Raw genomic sequence first — 17,240 nt, 5'->3', positions numbered from 1 at the left:
GCGGGCACGCGGAAAGGCACGGCATGGCTGTCAGCAGCGCGGTCGAGCTTGGGTTTATTCGATGATTCACTCGCATTGTGACGGTGCCCAAGGTCGCTAGGGCCTGTACGCGTGAAACGGCCGGCTCTTGCCGGCCGCTGCGCAAAGGGCTCCTACCCTTCGTTCCGACCGGCCGGAGGCCCGCCATTGCGCGTTTGCGCGCCCTGAAGCGATGCGGCCAGAGCCTTGGCTGCCGCATAGGCCTGCACGACGATTTCCGGGACGAGGTCGATATCCGGAAGGCTTCCGAGGCCGAGCGGCCCCATCGCGAAAAGCCCCTCGAAGATTTCCGGCTCGACGATCACCCGGCCAGCGCGGTCGACGAAGATGCCGAGATCGAGTTCGTCGCGCTGCACCAGGTTTCCGGCGATCAGCGCGCGAAACAGCGGCGAATCCAGATCAGTCAGGCGGATGCGACAATCGATGGCCCGGTCCGCGGGCAGGACCTGAAGCCCTGCGGCCGTCGAAAGCAGCACGCCATTCGTCGCGATGCGTTCGACCTTGCCTTTGCGCACTGTGATGGCGCCGCCGGCGATCGCTCGGTGCAGGCGCTCGTATTGGCCCGGCGGCAGGCGATTGCGATGGCTGTCGTAGATCGGCTTCACATGGCGCTTGAAGCGGCGGCGTTCATCCGGCGTTAGCCCCTGCCAGAGGGCGCGGGCGCGCTGGCGGAAGTCGTTCATGATCCCCTGCCAGCCGGACCCCTCCGCTGCCGCCCTGTTCGCCGCCTCGCGCAGATAGCGGAAGGCACCGCGCAGCGTGTGCGGGAAGGGCCGGTCGGAGGTCACCGCCCCCACGGCGGAAGAGGTATGCGGCTGCGGCAGGAAGCCCGAAGCCGAGATCAGCGTGACGTGGGATGCCTCGCCTGCCGCGAGCAGCCGCAGCGCGCGATTGACGGCATGGACGCCTCCACCGATCACCAGCGCCTCCCCGACGCTGCCCTGGGTGGAGGCACAGTCGGCGCCGTCGCGCAAGCCGTAGCCGGTCGCCAGGAAAACCGTATCGAACCGCGTCTGCCCGTCGCTGGAAAGAACCGAAAAGCCGCCCCCCGGATGCCGGCCTATCGCCGTCACGCTGTCGGCGCGGACCTGCACCATGACATCCGTCCGCTCGCGCAGGGCCTCGGAGAAGCGCTGGTAGACATAGGCGCTGAAGACCTCCCCCGGAACGAAGGCATGGTCGACATTGCCGGCAGGCGACGCCGCGCGCTCGCGCCAGACATCGTCGGTTTCGAGCCATCGCCGGAAATCCTCCCGCGCGGCCGGGTCAATCGAGAGGTCGCGGACGCGGCTGTTGAGCAGCGTCGAGGCGGAACGGCCGGCAGCCTCCCCGCCGTCGATCTTGGGATAGGGATCGTAGAGCACGAGGTGGAAAGGCCCCTGGAACGCCTTGAGGAGCGCAATCGCCGTCATGAGGCCGGTGAACCCCCGGCCGACGATGGCGATCCTGACAAGCGAGCCGGCCTGCGGCGAGGGCGATGAGAATTGGGCGGGCGCAAGCGTCATCGGTCGGCTCCTTTCCTGCATTTGCACCAGGCGGTCTTCCATCGGCGGCCCTAGCGGGCGCACCGTGACACGGCATATCTCTACCAAAACAATAGAATTAGGCCGGCGAAAGCAAGGGTGATTTTCAAGATATCCGCTCAATTGCGGACCGCGCGCCGCGGGCGAGCCGGCCCTGCCTAGGCGAAAAACCGGTTCTGCGGGCGGGAAAGCCCGAGGTGCTCGCGCAAGGTCGTACCCTCGTAATCGCTGCGGAAAAGACCGCGCCGCTGCAGTTCGGGCACCAGCTTTTCGACAACGTCGTCAAGGCCCTGCGGCAGATAGGGGAAGACGACGTTGAAGCCGTCCGAACCCTCTTCCCACAGCCATGCAGCCATCTCGCCCGCCACAGTCTCGACCGTGCCGACGAAGGCCAGTCCGGCGTAACCGCCATGGCGCTGGGCGAGCTGGCGCACCGTCAGCCCCTCTTCCTCGGCAAGTTTCAGCACCTGCGCGCGGCCGGTCTTGCTGGCATTGGTCTGCGGGATCGGCGGCAGCGGCGCGTCGGGTTCGAAGCCCGATGCATCATGGCCAAGTGCTATGGAGAGCGACGCGATCGCGCTCTCGTAATGCACGAGGCTATCGAGCGTCAGGCGCTTTGCCCGCGCCTCCTCGACCGTATCACCGATGACGACGAAGGCGGCTGGCAGGATCTTCAACGCGCCGGGCTCGCGGCCGACGGCGGCAAGCCGCCCCTTGATGTCGGCGTAGAGGGCGCGGCCGGCGGCAAGATCGCGCGGCGAACAGAAGACGACCTCGGCCGTCTCCGCCGCGAGCTGCCGCCCTGGCTCCGACTGTCCCGCCTGCACGATCACCGGCCAGCCCTGTGGTGGTCGCGCAATGTTGAGCGGACCTCGAACCTTCAGTTCCGGCCCCGTGTGATCGAGAACGTGCAGGCGATCGGGATCGAAGAACAGGCCGCTTTCGACATCGCGGATGAAGGCGTCGTCGGCGAAACTGTCCCACAGGCCGGTCACGACGTCGAAAAATTCTCGCGCCCGTGTATAGCGCTCGCCGTGCTCCACATGATCGTCCAGCCCGAAATTGCGCGCGGCATCCGGGTTCGAGGTCGTGACGATGTTCCACCCTGCTCGGCCCCCGCTGATATGGTCGAGCGAGGCGAACCGCCGGGCGATATGATAGGGTTGCTCGAAAGTGGTGGACGCGGTCGCCACCAGGCCGATTCGCTCGGTCACCGAAGCGAGCGCCGAAAGCAGCGTGAACGGCTCGAACGACGTGACGGTATGGCTGCGGCGCAGCGCCTCGATCGGCATGTTCAGCACGGCGAGATGGTCCGCCATGAAAAAAGCATCGAACTTTGCGGCCTCGAGCTTCAGCGCAAAGGATTTGAGGTGCTGGAAATTGAAATTGGCATCCGGATAGCCCCCCGGATAGCGCCAGGCGCCCGTGTGGAGGCTGACCGGGCGCATGAAGGCACCAAGATGTAACCTCTTTTCAGGCCGCAAGCCGCTCACCCGTCGACAGATGGGAATGGACCGCCCCGCTCAGCTGGCCGAGGGTCGCAAACCGGCGCTGATCCAGGTCGAAGACGTGAAATTTGACGGCGATGAACCGAAACAGGCCATCTTCCGGCACCGCTATCCCGACGGGCACGCCCGCATATTCAATGGTCTGCTTGTTCATGATGCAATACGTCCCGCTCTATCGCTGAAACGCCCGAAAGGGCTTTAAGAGGCACATCCAACGCGAAGGCAAGCACGACACGACCAGCGGACAACAGCGCCACGACCATCGGCCACGGGCATCAAAACGGAAGTGGTCATCCTGTCTTCTCCGCGATTGTCGGGCAGATACTCTATAATTTATATGTACTATTTTCACCAATTCCGCTCAAGCTAAAATGCCGAAGCGACGGAAGAAAAATCCAACATTCTCCATTTTGCCGTTCACGATAGGAAGATATTTTCTCGATGCTGCTTACGCAGCGTCTTTTTTTACCGCGCACCGGCATTGGGGCGCAGCCGTCAAGGCGCTCCGCGATGGAATAGACAGCCGAACGATGCTCGGTCCGCTCAATTCATTTCGCCAGATAACCGCCATCAGCTTCGAAACAGGCGCCCGTGACGAAGGATGCGGCATCCGACAGCAGGAAGAGGATGACGTTGGTGATTTCGTCTGCCTGCCCGACGCGCTGCATGGGATGAAGGGCTGCCGCGGCCTGCCGCTTTTCATCGCTCAGATGGCCGAGCAGCGGCGTGTCGATGAAGCCCGGAGCGACGGCGTTGATGCGGATGCCCTGCCCGGCATGGTCGAGTGCCGCCGCTTTTGTGAAGCCGATGACGCCGTGTTTGGCCGCGGTATAGGCAGGCTGGCCGGCAAAGCCGCGAAACCCCATGATGGAGGCGACATTGACGATGGAGCCGCCGCCGCGCTTGAGCATCGCTGGGATCTGATGTCGGACCGCGTTGAACACGCCTGTGAGGTTGACCGCGATAATCCTGTCCCATTGTTCGGCCGGATACTGCGCGGTCTCGCAGCGCGGCAGGTCGATGCCGGCGGAGTTGACCGCAAGATCGAGGCCACCGAAATGTTCGACGCCTTGCGCGACCGCCGCCTCGACGCCCGCAAACGACGTGACGTCGAGTTCAAGAGGGAGAACGTCGTCGGAGCTCAAAGTCGCGGCGAAGCCGGCAAGCCGATCACCATCCCGGTCAGCGAGAACCAGTTTTGCACCGAGATCGGTAAGTCGGAGGGCCGTCGACGCACCGATTCCGGAGGCGGCACCGGACACGAAGGCAACCTTGCCTGTGAAGGCGGCGGGATCGAAGAGAGGCGAAGTCATGGCTGGCCTATCTGCCGCGGCGGACGCCGCCTATTTGTAGACGCCGACCCAGATGATGATGGCCGGCTCGGTTTTCGATGGGTTGCGTGAGCGGTAGGTAGAGGAGCGGTTGAAGCGGTAGCTGTCGCCTTCGAAAAGTTCGAACTTCTCCTCGTCCACCCAGAGTTCGAGCCGCCCCTTCTGGATGTAGCCATATTCCGCGCCGGCCGTCGGCACGTTTTTGGGTTCCGTCTCCAGACCGGGCTCGAAGGTCGATATCATGAATTCGACGTCGGAATCGAGCTGCGGCGTCAGGAGTTCGGTGCGCGCACCCCTGTGCAGCATGAAGCGGCGCTGGCCGCCGCGCACGACGATGTCCTTTTCACGTTCCGCCTCCGGCTGCTTCTCCTCCAGGTCGACGAACCAGCTCATGGGCACGCCGAAGATCGTACAGGCGGCGTAAAGATCCTTCAACGTCGGCTGCGACAGACCGCGTTCGAGCTGGCTGATATAGCCCGTCGAACGGTTCAGCCCATCGGCGAGCTGCTGAATGGTAATGCGACGCGACCGCCGCAGTTCACGCAGCGTCTTGCCGACGTGATCGGGGGCCTGGGGCGCGGCGACGGGATTGCTCATTGAAAAACCCTGACAAGTTCACTTGAATGATGGAACTGGGCAAATACTTCATCGAAGTCAACACGGACCGACCATTGTGGCCGCCCCAAGACAATTTGTCCCCATCTCAGGCGTTTCAGCCGAACGTTCCCGCCGTGGTGCCACCATCCAGCACATAGACCATACCATTGGCATAACTCGCCTGCGGAGACAGCAGATGACCGATGGCGTCGGCCACTTCTGCCGGTTGGGCAAAGCGGCCGAGCGGAACGCGGCGCTCGTAGAAAGCGCGATCGTAGACCTCGCCGCTGTCCTTCAAGAGGCTGTCGGCCATCGGCGTGTCGACGAAGCTCGGGCAGACGACGTTGCTTCGCAGCCCTTCCGGACCGTGATCGAGCGCCATGCAGCGGATCAGGCCGACCACTCCGTGTTTGGAGGCGCTGTAGGCGGCGTAACCGCGCGAGCCGCGCACGCCGGAATCGGAGCTGACCGCGACGAAGGCGGAGGCCGGGTTCTTCAAGAGATGGGGCACCGCATGCCGAGCCAGAAGGAACGGGCCGGTCAGGTTGACGGCAATCGTGATCGCCCAGGTCTCGTTGGTCAGCGTCGTGACATCGCCTTTCCGGGCGACACCGGCGGCGGCAACCACGCCAGAGAGAAACCCATGCGCATCGACCGCACGCGCCACTGCGGCTGCGGCGTCAGCATCCGAGGAGGCGTCACCCGCCACCTCAAGTGCGGCGGCGCCCTTGTTCCGGCACGCGCTGGCAACTTCGGACAGCGCCGATGCGTTGAGATCGAACAGCGTCAGCGCGGTCCCGCTTTTCGCAAGCCCGAGCGCCGTTGCCCGCCCGATCCCGGAGGCGGCGCCCGAGATCAGGATGGAGGTCTCGAATGTCGACATGGATTCTCCTCCTGCCCGGTCTCAGGCGCCGAGATAGGCGGCCTTGAGGTCCGGATCGTTGAGCACATTGTTCGCCCCGCCCTCCACCGAGCAGCGGCCGGCATCGATGACATAGGCATAGTCCGCAATCTCAAGCGCCACGGCTGCGTTCTGCTCGACGACAATGAGGCTGATGCCCGACTTCGAGAGCGTGATGATGATCTCGAAGATCTGGTTGATGATTTTTGGCGCAAGGCCAAGCGAGGGCTCATCCAGCATCAAAAGCTCCGGCGTCGCCATCAGCGAGCGGCCGATCGCCAGCATCTGCTGTTGGCCGCCGCTCATGCGGCTCGCCAGCGAATGACGCCGCTCCTTGAGCACCGGGAACATGTCGTAGACCTGGGTGCGGATCTCGTCGAAGCTGCGCCCGCGGTTCGAAATATAGCCGGCGAGCAGGTTTTCCTCCACCGTCAGGCGCTGGAGGATCTGCCGCCCTTCCGGGCAGTGGGCGAGGCCGAGGCGGGTGATCTCCTCCGGCGGCAGGCCCTTGATCGGCCGGCCCTTGAATTCGATCTCGCCGGAATAGATCTGCGTCAGGCCGGAAATGGAGCGCAGCGTCGAGGTCTTGCCGGCGCCGTTTGCACCGATGATCGTGACGATCTCGCCGGCATTGACCTCCAGATCAATGCCGAACAATACCTGCGTTCGCCCGTAGCCCGCCTTGAGCCCGGCGACTTTGAGCAAGCTTGCGGATGTCGTCGAGTTCTTCCGTGGTTCCAAGATAGGCCTCCTGCACTTTTTCGTTCGTGCGCACCAAATCCGGCGTGCCGGAGCAAAGCAGCTCGCCATAGTTCAAGACGTCGATCCGGTCCGAGATGGACATGACCAGGTCCATGTCATGCTCGACGAGGATGATCGCCCGGTCCGCGCGTTTCAGGCTGGCGATCATCGCCGCCATGTCCTTCGTTTCGGTATGGTTGAGGCCAGCCGCCGGCTCGTCGAGCAGCACGATCGGCGCTTCCGTGACGAAGGCGCGCGCGAGTTCTAAGATCTTCTGGCGGCCATAGGGCAGATCGCCGGCCAGCACGTCGGCCACATCGGACAGATGGAACTGCGCCAGGCAGGCATGGCAGATTTCCAGCCGCTCGTCTTTGCTCAACCGTTTCGCACCCGTGAGGAAAGTCAGCCACGACTGCGGGAAGAAGCAGACTTCGAGATTCTCCAGCACCGTCATGCCGTCGAACAGGCGAAGGTTCTGATAGGTCCGCGATATGCCGAGTTGGGCGATGCGGTGTTTCGGCAGCGTGCTGAGAACCGAAGAACCGAGCTTTATCGTGCCCGACGTCACGCTGTAGGAGCCGGCGACCATGTTGACGACGGTCGACTTTCCCGCGCCGTTCGGCCCGATGATCGAATAGATCGAACCGACATCGAAGGACAGCGACAGGTTCTTGATCGCGATGAGCGACCCGAAATGCTTGCTTACGTTTTCGAGGGCGAGAGCCATAGGGTCCGGACCTTTCGAATGATGAAGCCGAGGTTGAAACGGGGCGAGACGAGCCCGCCCGGGCGAAGCACGATGACGGTGACGAGAACGACGCCGTAGATCAGCAGACGGTATTGCGCGGCGAAATGCAGGACTTCCGGCAGCACGACGAGCACCACGGCACCCGCGATGACACCGACGATATTGCCGACGCCGCCGATGATGATGATCAGCACGACGAGCAACGATTCCTGGAAGGTAAAGCTTTCCGGGCTGACGAAGCGCTGGAACGAGCCGAAGATCACCCCGCCGGCGCCGCCGATTGCGGCACTCAACGCAAAGGCCAGCAGCTTCAGCGTCGTCGTGTTGATGCCGAGGCCGCGCACCACATCCTGGTCTTCGCGAAGCGCCCGCCATGCTTTGCCGAGGATCGAGCGCTCCATGTAATAGACGCCGGCGCAGACGAGGACGGTCAACACGAGCAGCAGCCAGTAGAAATGCACCGGGCTCGTCAGCGGCAGGCCAAAGAGGTTCGCCCGGTCGAGGCCGGCAATGCCCTGTGGGCCGTTGGTGATATCATCGGCATTGTTGATGGCGATGCGGATGATTTCGCCGAAGGAGAGCGTGACGATCGCGAGATAGTCACCGCGCAGCTTCAGCACCGGGAAACCCAGCAGCACGCCCGCAATCGCCCCGGCTGCCGCTCCAATGAACAGCACCACGATAAACGGCAGGTGGATATCGAACTGCCCGCTCGCCAGCAGCGCATAAGCATAGGCACCGACGGCATAGAAGGCGATAAAGCCGAGGTCGAGCAGACCGGCATAACCGACCACAAGGTTCAGGCCGACGGCGAGGATGATGTAGATCAGGATGCTGTCCACGACGCGGACATAGTAGGACGGCATGAACGGCACCAGTGACAGCAGCAGGACGCAAAGCGCCAGCACTGCGAGAAGGCCGAGCCGCCGGACGATCACCGAGTTCCCCATGGGTCAGTAATCCTTCTTTGCGACAGTCGTTTCTTCCGAGACCGTCTCGCCGAGCAGGCCGGCGGGCTTGAACAGAAGAACGAGGATGAGGACGGCGAAGGCGAAGACGTCACGGTACTCCGTGCCGATGTAGCCGAAGGAAAGGATCGGCAAAAAGGCCGTACCGAACACTTCGATCGCACCGAGCAGGAAGCCGCCGAGCATGGCACCCGGAATGGAACCGATGCCGCCAAGAATGGCCGCGGTGAAGGCCTTCAGGCCGATGACCGAGCCCATGGTCGGCTGCATGATGCCGTAGTAGGACGCGTACATGATGCCGGCCATGGCGCCGAGGCCGGGGCCGATGAAGAAGACGAGGCTGACGGCGCGATTGACGCGGATGCCGAGCAGGCTGGAGGTCGTCCAGCTTTCGGAGGCCGCGCGGATCCAGATGCCGAGGCGGGTGCCATTGACGAAGAGCGTGAGGCCCACCATCAGCAGGACCGCGGCGGCGAGGATGCCGACCTGCACGGTCGTGACCATTCCGCCCAGGGATTCGATCGGCGCGCTGGGCACGATGGCCGGAAAATGCACGGGCTGCGGGCCGACGGTCACGCGCACGGCACTCTGCAAGACGATCGACATGCCAAGCGCGCTCAGCATCGGCGCAAGACGGCCATAGGCGCGCAGCGGCCGATAGGCGAAGCGTTCGATCGCAACGCCGAGAAGGCCGACGATGACGAAGCTCGCGACGATTGCGATGACGGAATCCAGCACCGGCGCCAGGCCGCCCAGGCCGATGAGCCCGCTGAAAATGAACGTATAGACGTACGGGCCGAGCATGAAGAACTCCCCGTGGGCGAAGTTGATCAGCCGCATCACGCCATAGACCATCGTGTAGCCAAGGGCGATCAATCCGTAGATTGCGCCGATGGCGAGCGCGAAGATCAGCTGTTGAAGAAAATAGTCGAACAAGGGGGTCGCCTTTATGACAACGGGCCGGCACGGGCTGCGCCGGCCCCATTGAACAATCGTCCGGCTGATTACTGCTTGATCAGCTCGAACTTGCCGTCCTTGACGATATAGAGGTACATCGGCGCGGTGGTGTTTTCGCCATTCTCATCGAAGGCGACCGGGCCGAGCAGCGTTTCCACCGTCACACCATGCAGCTGGGCGAGCACGCCTTCGCGGTCCAGCGTTTCAGCCTTCTCGACGGCGGCGGCCATGACCTGGGCGTTGGCGAAGCCGAGCGAGGCATACGGGCCGGGCGCCCGGCCGAAACGGGCCTGGTGACGATCGGAGAAGTCCTTCAGTTCCGGCGAGGAATCATAGGGCGGAAGCTGGAAGGTCATGAGCGCGCCTTCAGCGGAAGCGGCACCCACCTGCGTAATGAAATCGACGGTGAAGCCGATGTCCGGGCCGATGAACTGCGCCTTAAGGCCCTGTTCGCGCATCTGCTTGAGGAAGAGCGCCAGCTGCGGCATGCCGGCACCCATATAGACGACATCGGGGTTTTCCAACTTGATCGAGGCGATCAGCGCGGAGAAGTCGACATCTTCCGGGTTCGTGCCGAAGGTGCCGGAGACCTTGCCGCCGCCCTTTTCGAAATTGTCCTGGAACACGCCCGCAATGCCTTGGCCAAACACCGTCTTGTCATGCACCAGCACGGCATTCTTCAGGCCGAGCTTTTCGGTGACGTATTTCGCGGGCAGCGCGCCCTGGATGAAGTCGTTGGCGACCGGGCGCACGACGGTCTTGAAGCCCATGCGCATCAGTTCCGGATTGGTCGCGGGCACGACCTGCGGCATGCCGCATTCGGAATAGATGTCGAGGGCCGGCATGGTGACGCCGCTGTTCATGTGGCCGATGACGCCGATGACGGCGCTGTCATCGCAGAACTGCTGGGCGACGAGCGTGCCCTGGCGCGGGTCGGCGCGGTCGTCGAGCGGACGGAAGACAACCTTGTTGCCCTTAATGCCGCCCTTCTCGTTGAGCTGGTCGAAATAGAGTTGGGCACCGTCGATCTGCGACTGGCCGAATTCGGCCTGCGCGCCGGACATCGGTGCGCTGCCGCCGAGCACGATGTCATCGGCCATTACCGGCATAACGCTGGAGGCAAACAGCAGCGCTGCGGCGGAAAGAAGTACACGGGTTCTGTTCATAAGGTTCCCCTTTTGCTTGTTGAGATTCGTTGCACGGAACTCCCATCCCGGCAACGCCTGCATGAAATTATTTGTAGCGTTCTTCACCAGAGTGACTGGGCATGCGACGACCAGACGTTTCCTTCGACCTCCTCATTTCGCGAGATAACCGCCGTCCACCGCCAGCACATGGCCGGTGGTCATTGCCGATGCCGGACCGGCGAGGAAGATCATGGCGGATGCCACTTCCTCGGGTTCGGCAAGACGCTTGAGCGGGGTCAGGCTGCGGATCTTGTCCATCTGCTCCCGGTCGGCCATCAGATGGTCGATCAGCGGCGTCCTGACCCAGGTTGGCGCCACCGCATTCACGCGAATGTCGTTGTCGGCCCATTCGACGGCGAGCGTGCGGGTGAGGTTCACCACGCCGGCCTTCGTCGACTGATAGGAGACGTTCGGGTGAAGGCCGCCTCCGGAAAAGCTCATGATGGATGCGGTGTTGATCACCACGCCCGGCGCGCCGCGGCCGATCCAGGACCGCGCGGCCGTGCGCGAGCAGAGAAACATGCCCGTCAGGTTGACCGAGACGACGCTGTTCCAGTCCTCCAGCGAAAGCTCGGTCGAGGGGCGACGGATCGAAATACCCGCATTGTTGACGAGGATGTCGAGACCGCCAACCTCGCGTTCCATGGTCGCGAAAACGGCCAGGATGTCGGCCTCATGTGTGACGTCGAGGGCGGAGGCTGTCGCCGCACCGCCAGCCTCCGCCACCTCCCGGCGCACGGCTTCCGCCGCCGAAAGGTCCCTATCGAGAACCACGACATGCGCCCCAAAGGCGGCAAACATCAGCGCCGCTGCACGGCCGATGCCCCCACCGCCACCGGTGATGAAGACCCGCTTTTCATCGAGTCTGAACATCCTTTCGGGCGCTTTTGCACACATCATGTGTACGGTTCCCTATAATCCGGCGCTTCAGCCGACGATCTTGCCGAAGGCGAGGACGAAGTTGGCGACGATCATTTCCGCACCCACGATCTCGCGAATCTCGAAATCGGAGAACGGATCGTTAGCATTGCCGCCGATCTTGATCTCGGCCGTACCGAGCGCTTGGCGGATCGTTTCGGACTGGCCCAGAGAGTTCTCGATGATCTGCGTTTCGACGGCGGCACTTTCCGGCGAGGGAATGATGCGAGTCTGGAAACGTGGGTGCAGCGCGGGCTTTTCGAAGGCCGGGCCGTCGGCCTTGAAGTCGATCTCGATCAGCGACGTGCCGCGGCGCGAAAGCTTCGCCTTTACCGCCGTCTCGCTGGCGGCCCAGGCGACCTCGCCCATCTTCTTCGGGTAACCCCAGACCTCGCGGCCGACAGCCATCGAGTCGTCATTGGTGACGATCTCATAGAGCACGTGACCGCCCGGACGCCCCTGGTAGCTCATCGGCACGACGATGCCGCCTTCGGCATAGGAGCCGAGCGAGCCGCCCGCCGGCACGTCCATGATGAAGAATTCGATCACATCGCCGCGCAGTTCGAACTGCGCCGGCAGGGCCGCACGGATCGCCGCCTCGTCGACACGGCAGAACACGCTGACCTTGCTGAAGGCTTTGTAATCAAACGGCGGCGCCTGGTAGAGGGGCGAGCGCTGCGGAAGGGAATAGGCCTGCTGGGACATGGGGATTGGAGTCTTTCCTGTATGTTCGCTTCATCTTGAATTTCACATCAATGAAAATATCTGTCAAGATTTTCATTGATGTGATCGTCATAAATTCGTCTGTGAAACAAACTTGATCGTCTGGAAGGTCTCCAGGGCCTCCGGCCCACCCTCCGAGCCATAGCCGGAATCCTTCACGCCATTGAAGGGAACCTCCGCATAGGCGAGGCCGTAATCATTGATCGACAGCATGCCTGTCTCGATGTCTTCGCTGAAACGCTGGGCGTTGCGCTGGGAGCGCGTGAAGGCATAGGCGGCAAGGCCGAAGGGCAGCCGGTTGGCCTCCCCGATAGCGTCGTCCACCGTCTTGAAGCGATTAACAACCGCCACCGGGCCGAACGGTTCCTCGTTCATGATCGCGGCATCCTGCGGCACGTCGGCCAGAACCGTCGGCTCGAAGAAGAAGCCGGCATTGCCGATGCGGCTGCCGCCGGTCAGCAGGCGGCCGCCCTTGGCCACGGCATCGCCGATCAGGCGGTCCATGGCGTCGAGCCGGCGAGCGTTCGCCATCGGACCCATGTCGATGCCGTCGGAAAGGCCATCGCCCACCCGCACAGCTTTCGCCGCGGTGACGAAGTCTTCTAGGACGTTGTCATAGACTGGCTCTTCGACCAGCACGCGCGTCGGTGCGATGCAGACCTGTCCGGCATTGTGGTACTTGTGCCCGGCCAGCATGGAAACGGCGGACGGCAAGTCCGCATCGGCGCAGACGATGTAGGGCGCGTGTCCGCCGAGCTCCATCGTCACCCGTTTCATATGGGCGCCACCGAGTGCCGTCAGGTGTTTGCCGACCGGCGTGGAGCCGGTGAAGGAGACCTTGCGGATCACCGGATGCGGAATGAGGTATTCGGAGATTTCCGACGGCACGCCGTAGAGAAGGTTGATTGCCCCATCCGGAAAACCGGCATCGGCAAAGGCGCGGACCATCGCCGCGCAAGAGGCCGGAGCCTCTTCGGCCGCCTTGAGGATGACGGTGCAGCCGGCGGCAAGGGCGGCGCAAATCTTGCGGATAGCCTGGGCGACCGGATAATTCCAGGGCGTGAAGGCCGCGACGACGCCGATCGGCTCCTTCACCACCATCTGCTGCACACCGGCCTTGCGGGCCGGAATGATGCGGCCATACGAGCGGATGGCCTCCTCCGCGAACCAGCGGATGACGTCATCGGCATTGCGCAGTTCGGAACGCGCTTCGGCAAGCGGCTTGCCCTGCTCCATGGTGAGGATCGGCGCGATGTCCTCGATGCGGGCGCGCAGGTTATCCGCCGCCGCGTGCAGCAGTTTCGCGCGGTCGCGCGCCATCGTCTTGCGCCACGTTTCAAAGGCTGCAGCAGCCGAAGCAAGTGCGCGATCCATGTCGGCCGTCGTCGCCTTCGCGACGCGGCCGATTTCGCTGCCGGTCGCCGGGTTGAGCACGGGCAGCGTCTCGCCGCTCGCACCAGGGGTCCATTCGCCGGCGATGAAGAGTTGGGTATCGGGATACATCGTCTGTCTCACTCAAAATCTGGTGGTCAACGGTCGAAGCACACGAGCGTGCGCGCCAGCACGCCCTGCTCCAGCCAGCGGAAGGCCTCATTGATCTGTTCGATCGGCACGCGCGCGCCGACCTGGCGGTCGAGATCGTAACGGCCGGCGCGGTAGAGGCCGAGGATGCGCTCGAAATCCCGCTCCGGCACGCCGCCGCCATAGTTGCTGCCGATGATGCGCTTCTGGGTGTTGGGCAGCGTGGAGGCCGGCAGGGAGACCATTTCGCCCTTTGCGGCGATGCCGACGGAAATCACCGAACCGCCAAGCCGGACGCTGTCATAGGCAAGCGCGATGGCGGCCGGTCGCCCGGTGCAATCGATGATGCTGTCCGGGCCGCGGCCGCGGCTCAGCGCCTTGAGTTCGGCGGCAACGTCCTGCGTCGCCGAATTCAGGAAATGGGTGGCACCGAAGGAACGGGCGACCGCTTCCTTCTCCGGATTGATATCGATGGCGACGACGGCCTCCGCGCCAGCAACCGACGCCGCGTGGATGGCGTTGATGCCGACACCGCCGACGCCGATCACGCCCACGACCTCGCCGGCCTCGACACGCGCATCGTTGACCACCGCGCCAAAACCGGTCGTCACCGCGCAGCCGACAAGGGCGGCCACCTCGAAGGGAATATCCTTCTCGATCTTCGAACAGCCGGATTCCGGCACCACGGCGAGCTCGGCAAAGCTCGAAACGCAGGTGAAATGGTTGACAGGCTTTTCAGCGCTGCCAAGGCGGCGCGCGCCATTCCACAGCGTGCCACCACCGGCCGCATCGCCATAGGTGTCGCACATGGTCGGCAGGCGCTTGTGGCAATAGAAGCACTCGCCACAATTCGGCGCCCAGGAGAGGATGACATGGTCGCCCTTCTGTACCTTGGAGACGGCCGAACCGGTGCGCTCGACGATGCCGGCCGCTTCATGGCCAAGAATGATCGGCAGCCTCGGCCGCGACTTGCCCTTCGCGGCGCTGAGGTCGCTGTGGCACACGCCGGTCGCGATGATGCGCACGAGCACTTCGCGGTCACCCGGATCGGCAATCGGTACGTCTTCGATCACGAGGTCTTCGTTGAACGTGTAGAGAACGGCGGCCTTCATACTGACTGTCTCCCCTCGGAGTATGCGGTTGTGTGGGTTTTGCAGGGCTTCATCGACCGGTCCCGTGCAGCCTGTCCCAGCTACCGTCGACGGAGACAGGCAACCGGTGCTTCATGATGCGTTGGCTCGGCGTGCGCTCGAAATCCTCGACCACGGCGAGGTAGCGTGGGTTCTGGAACGGCGCCAGCCGTTGCGCAAGCCAATCGGAAAAGGCGGAATAATTGATATCGGCGCCCTCTTTCGGCTTGATGAACAGCTTGATTTCCTGCTCGCCGATCTCCGCCTTGACGCCGATCAGCGCGCAATCCTCGACCATCGGATGACTGCCCGCGACATGTTCCACCTCGAAGGCCGAGACGTTCTCGCCCTTGACGCGCACGCTATCCGTCAAGCGTCCGAGGAAATAGAGGTTTCCGTCCGCGTCGAGCATGCCGAGGTCGCCGGTGTGGAATCCATCCGGCCTCAGCGCCTTGGCGGTCGCCTCTTCATTGCGGAAATAGCCGGCGAAGACCGCGCCCGCCTGACGCGGATGGACGACGATCTCGCCGTGTACGCCCGCCGCCACGGGCGAACCCTGTTCATCGAGGATTTCCACCGAAAGCCACGGCACGGGCGTGCCGACCGAGCCGAGCACGCCGCTGGCATTGAAGGTGGTTATGCTGGAGGATTCCGTCATGCCGTAGCACTCGCGAAGCGGCATGCCGAAGCGTTCCTCGAAGGCGCGCCAGATATCGCGCGGGCAGCCGCCGCCCCACGCGGCACGCACCCTGTGATCCCGGTCGCGTTCGCTTTCCGGCTGCTTCAAAAGGATTTGCAGGACGCCGCCGAGATAGTGGATCTGCGTCGCGCCGCACTGGCGGACCTGATCCCAGAACCGGCTGGCGCTGAAGCGCTGCACCATGGACAGCGTGACATCGCGAAGAAGCGGGATCGGGATAAGCTGCGCACCACCGATGTGATAAAGCGGCTCCCAGACGAAGAAGACGTCGCCATCGCGCGCATCCGAGCAGAGCATGGCGCCTTCCGACGCGTAGCGCAGCATGCGATGCGTGACGCAGACGCCCTTGGGGCGGCCCGTCGTGCCGGATGTGTAGTTGAGCGCGAAGAGATCGTCGGCTGATGGCAACTGCTCGCTGAAGACGTGATCGCCGCCAGCAAGCTTGTCCAATGAGCCCCCATCCCCCGTCTCGGCGATAAGCTGGAACGCATTCGTGTCGGCACCGCACTCCAGAATGTTCGGGAAGAGATCGCGATTGGCGAAGACGACGCGCGGATCGCAATGTTCCAGGATGTATTTCAGCCCGTCGCCGCGCAGTTGCACATTCACCGGCACCCAGACGGCACCGCATTTGGCGATGGCGAAAAGCACGGCGAGGCTGTCGGGGCTGTTGCGCAGCATGAGCGCCACGCGGTCGCCCTTCGCGACCCCCAAGCGGCGCAGCTCAACCGCCACGCTATCCGACTTGCGGTGCAGGTCTGCGAATGTGATCGGTTCGCCGTCGAAAGTCGCATAGATGGCATCGGGCGAAGCAGCGGCCCGGGCCGGCAGGCGAGAAATGAAACCTTGGTCTTCCACGCTACAGTCCTGAAAAATCATTGAATTTGAAAGGCTGGTCCAGTGTCCGGCTCAGCCGGATTTCGCCTTCCCTTTCGACGCGAGAAACTGCTCCATCATGCGGTTCGGCTCACCATCCTCATAGGCGATGCGCTGGTTGCGCACGCCCGCCGCAAGCGCATCACGAAAGCGGGCTTCGGTGACTTCGCGGAAGCGCTGCTTGTTGAGCTTCATGGCAAGCCGCGGCTTGGCGGCAAGCTCTTCGCCCAGCGCCAGCGACGCTTCGAGCACCTGATCACGAGGAACGATGCGGTTGATCAGGCCGATCGCCACGCATTCGGCCGCCTCCATCATGCGGCCGCTCAGCGTCAGGTCGGTGGTCCGTGCTAGGCCGATCATTTCCATCATGATCCAGGGCCCGGTCGTGCTGGCAATGCCGGAATTGATCTCCGGCTGCCCCATCTTCACGCCATCATGGCCGATGCGGAAATCACCGAGCAGCGTCACCTGGAAGGCCGAGCCCGCCGCAAGACCGTTCAGCGCCATGATCAGCGGCTTGGAAAGGCTGCGGATGCGATCGTAGAGCCGCTCCCATTCGCCGATCCACAGTTCTGCACGGTCCGGATCGAAGGTCTTGGTCTCGTTCAGGTCCTGCCCTGCGCCGAAGGCGCGCTCGCCGGCCCCGGTGATGATGATCGCGCCGACGGACGCGTCTTGCTCGGCCGACTCCAGCGCGTCCATCAGAGCGGATCGCATCGGCGAATGCCAGGCGTTGAGCACCTCGGGGCGGTTAAGCGTGATCACACGGCACGCGCCGCGCTGTTCCGTCAGGATGAAGTTTGTCATGATGTCCATCGTATCGTATTTTGATACTTTGTATCGTATTGCAATACATGAAACTGTCAACGGAA

17 protein-coding genes are annotated in these 17,240 nt (G+C 63.3%); all 17 read right to left on the bottom strand.

Annotated features, from left to right (window positions below; all coding sequences use genetic code 11):
- Positions 1-152 precede the first annotated feature (152 nt).
- Positions 153-1,544: an FAD/NAD(P)-binding protein gene (locus J2Y63_RS00550; protein ID WP_435264440.1), complete on the bottom strand. Its 1,392-nt coding sequence runs from the start codon at positions 1,542-1,544 to the stop codon at positions 153-155.
- 176 nt (positions 1,545-1,720) lie between these two features.
- Positions 1,721-3,010: an LLM class flavin-dependent oxidoreductase gene (locus J2Y63_RS00545; RefSeq protein ID WP_435264439.1), complete on the bottom strand. Its 1,290-nt coding sequence runs from the start codon at positions 3,008-3,010 to the stop codon at positions 1,721-1,723.
- A gap of 25 nt (positions 3,011-3,035) precedes the next feature.
- Positions 3,036-3,224 carry a hypothetical protein gene (locus J2Y63_RS00540; RefSeq protein ID WP_256115176.1) on the bottom strand — a complete coding sequence of 63 codons (189 nt, stop codon included), beginning with the start codon at positions 3,222-3,224 and terminating at the stop codon, positions 3,036-3,038.
- A 394-nt stretch (positions 3,225-3,618) separates the two neighbouring features.
- Entirely contained in the window at positions 3,619-4,383 is a 765-nt protein-coding gene (locus tag J2Y63_RS00535; RefSeq protein ID WP_435264438.1) for an SDR family NAD(P)-dependent oxidoreductase, read from the bottom strand.
- 30 nt (positions 4,384-4,413) lie between these two features.
- Entirely contained in the window at positions 4,414-4,998 is a 585-nt protein-coding gene (locus J2Y63_RS00530; protein ID WP_435264437.1) for a helix-turn-helix domain-containing protein, read from the bottom strand.
- Positions 4,999-5,113: 115 nt separating this feature from the next.
- Positions 5,114-5,881 carry an SDR family NAD(P)-dependent oxidoreductase gene (locus J2Y63_RS00525; RefSeq protein WP_435264436.1) on the bottom strand — a complete coding sequence of 256 codons (768 nt, stop codon included), beginning with the start codon at positions 5,879-5,881 and terminating at the stop codon, positions 5,114-5,116.
- A gap of 21 nt (positions 5,882-5,902) precedes the next feature.
- Entirely contained in the window at positions 5,903-6,604 is a 702-nt protein-coding gene (locus tag J2Y63_RS00520) for an ABC transporter ATP-binding protein (RefSeq protein WP_435264435.1), read from the bottom strand.
- Positions 6,543-7,367 carry an ABC transporter ATP-binding protein gene (locus J2Y63_RS00515; RefSeq protein WP_435264434.1) on the bottom strand — a complete coding sequence of 275 codons (825 nt, stop codon included), beginning with the start codon at positions 7,365-7,367 and terminating at the stop codon, positions 6,543-6,545. Before J2Y63_RS00515 ends, J2Y63_RS00520 begins: the two co-directional genes overlap by 62 nt.
- Positions 7,343-8,338, bottom strand: a complete 996-nt coding sequence (locus J2Y63_RS00510) for a branched-chain amino acid ABC transporter permease (RefSeq protein WP_256115182.1) — start codon at positions 8,336-8,338, stop codon at positions 7,343-7,345. The genes J2Y63_RS00515 and J2Y63_RS00510 overlap by 25 nt, the downstream gene beginning before the upstream one ends.
- 3 nt (positions 8,339-8,341) lie before the next feature.
- Positions 8,342-9,292, bottom strand: a complete 951-nt coding sequence (locus tag J2Y63_RS00505) for a branched-chain amino acid ABC transporter permease (protein WP_256115183.1) — start codon at positions 9,290-9,292, stop codon at positions 8,342-8,344.
- Positions 9,293-9,360: 68 nt separating this feature from the next.
- Positions 9,361-10,479 carry a branched-chain amino acid ABC transporter substrate-binding protein gene (locus J2Y63_RS00500; protein WP_435264433.1) on the bottom strand — a complete coding sequence of 373 codons (1,119 nt, stop codon included), beginning with the start codon at positions 10,477-10,479 and terminating at the stop codon, positions 9,361-9,363.
- A 132-nt stretch (positions 10,480-10,611) separates the two neighbouring features.
- Positions 10,612-11,373 carry an SDR family NAD(P)-dependent oxidoreductase gene (locus tag J2Y63_RS00495; protein ID WP_435264432.1) on the bottom strand — a complete coding sequence of 254 codons (762 nt, stop codon included), beginning with the start codon at positions 11,371-11,373 and terminating at the stop codon, positions 10,612-10,614.
- A 54-nt stretch (positions 11,374-11,427) separates the two neighbouring features.
- Positions 11,428-12,123 (bottom strand): acetoacetate decarboxylase family protein, encoded by a 696-nt coding sequence (locus J2Y63_RS00490; protein WP_435264431.1) that lies wholly within the window; start codon positions 12,121-12,123, stop codon positions 11,428-11,430.
- Between the two features lie 87 nt (positions 12,124-12,210).
- Positions 12,211-13,644 carry an NAD-dependent succinate-semialdehyde dehydrogenase gene (locus J2Y63_RS00485; RefSeq protein ID WP_435264430.1) on the bottom strand — a complete coding sequence of 478 codons (1,434 nt, stop codon included), beginning with the start codon at positions 13,642-13,644 and terminating at the stop codon, positions 12,211-12,213.
- Positions 13,645-13,670: 26 nt separating this feature from the next.
- On the bottom strand, positions 13,671-14,774 hold the full coding sequence (locus J2Y63_RS00480; protein ID WP_435264429.1) for a Zn-dependent alcohol dehydrogenase: 1,104 nt from the start codon (positions 14,772-14,774) through the stop codon (positions 13,671-13,673).
- Positions 14,775-14,823: 49 nt separating this feature from the next.
- Positions 14,824-16,350, bottom strand: coding sequence for an AMP-binding protein (locus J2Y63_RS00475; RefSeq protein WP_435264428.1), 1,527 nt, complete (start codon positions 16,348-16,350; stop codon positions 14,824-14,826).
- Positions 16,351-16,401: 51 nt separating this feature from the next.
- Complete coding sequence (locus J2Y63_RS00470; protein ID WP_435264427.1) at positions 16,402-17,175, bottom strand: enoyl-CoA hydratase/isomerase family protein; 774 nt, start codon at positions 17,173-17,175, stop codon at positions 16,402-16,404.
- Positions 17,176-17,240 lie beyond the last annotated feature (65 nt).

The organism is Shinella sp. BE166, assembly GCF_051201095.1.
Taxonomy (GTDB): Bacteria; Pseudomonadota; Alphaproteobacteria; order Rhizobiales; family Rhizobiaceae; genus Shinella; species Shinella lacus.
Note: the sequence above shows the minus strand (reverse complement) of the source record. Positions and strands in the feature narration are given on the sequence as shown.

Bases quoted from the DNA above. Each gene is read 5' to 3' on its own strand.
- J2Y63_RS00550 (WP_435264440.1), bottom strand. From the start codon at position 1,544: ATGACGCTTGCGCCCGCCCAATTCTCATCGCCCTCGCCGCAGGCCGGC.
- J2Y63_RS00545 (WP_435264439.1), bottom strand. From the start codon at position 3,010: ATGCGCCCGGTCAGCCTCCACACGGGCGCCTGGCGCTATCCGGGGGGC.
- J2Y63_RS00540 (WP_256115176.1), bottom strand. From the start codon at position 3,224: ATGAACAAGCAGACCATTGAATATGCGGGCGTGCCCGTCGGGATAGCG.
- J2Y63_RS00535 (WP_435264438.1), bottom strand. From the start codon at position 4,383: ATGACTTCGCCTCTCTTCGATCCCGCCGCCTTCACAGGCAAGGTTGCC.
- J2Y63_RS00530 (WP_435264437.1), bottom strand. From the start codon at position 4,998: ATGAGCAATCCCGTCGCCGCGCCCCAGGCCCCCGATCACGTCGGCAAG.
- J2Y63_RS00525 (WP_435264436.1), bottom strand. From the start codon at position 5,881: ATGTCGACATTCGAGACCTCCATCCTGATCTCGGGCGCCGCCTCCGGG.
- J2Y63_RS00515 (WP_435264434.1), bottom strand. From the start codon at position 7,367: ATGGCTCTCGCCCTCGAAAACGTAAGCAAGCATTTCGGGTCGCTCATC.
- J2Y63_RS00510 (WP_256115182.1), bottom strand. From the start codon at position 8,338: ATGGGGAACTCGGTGATCGTCCGGCGGCTCGGCCTTCTCGCAGTGCTG.
- J2Y63_RS00500 (WP_435264433.1), bottom strand. From the start codon at position 10,479: ATGAACAGAACCCGTGTACTTCTTTCCGCCGCAGCGCTGCTGTTTGCC.
- J2Y63_RS00495 (WP_435264432.1), bottom strand. From the start codon at position 11,373: ATGTTCAGACTCGATGAAAAGCGGGTCTTCATCACCGGTGGCGGTGGG.
- J2Y63_RS00490 (WP_435264431.1), bottom strand. From the start codon at position 12,123: ATGTCCCAGCAGGCCTATTCCCTTCCGCAGCGCTCGCCCCTCTACCAG.
- J2Y63_RS00485 (WP_435264430.1), bottom strand. From the start codon at position 13,644: ATGTATCCCGATACCCAACTCTTCATCGCCGGCGAATGGACCCCTGGT.
- J2Y63_RS00480 (WP_435264429.1), bottom strand. From the start codon at position 14,774: ATGAAGGCCGCCGTTCTCTACACGTTCAACGAAGACCTCGTGATCGAA.
- J2Y63_RS00470 (WP_435264427.1), bottom strand. From the start codon at position 17,175: ATGACAAACTTCATCCTGACGGAACAGCGCGGCGCGTGCCGTGTGATC.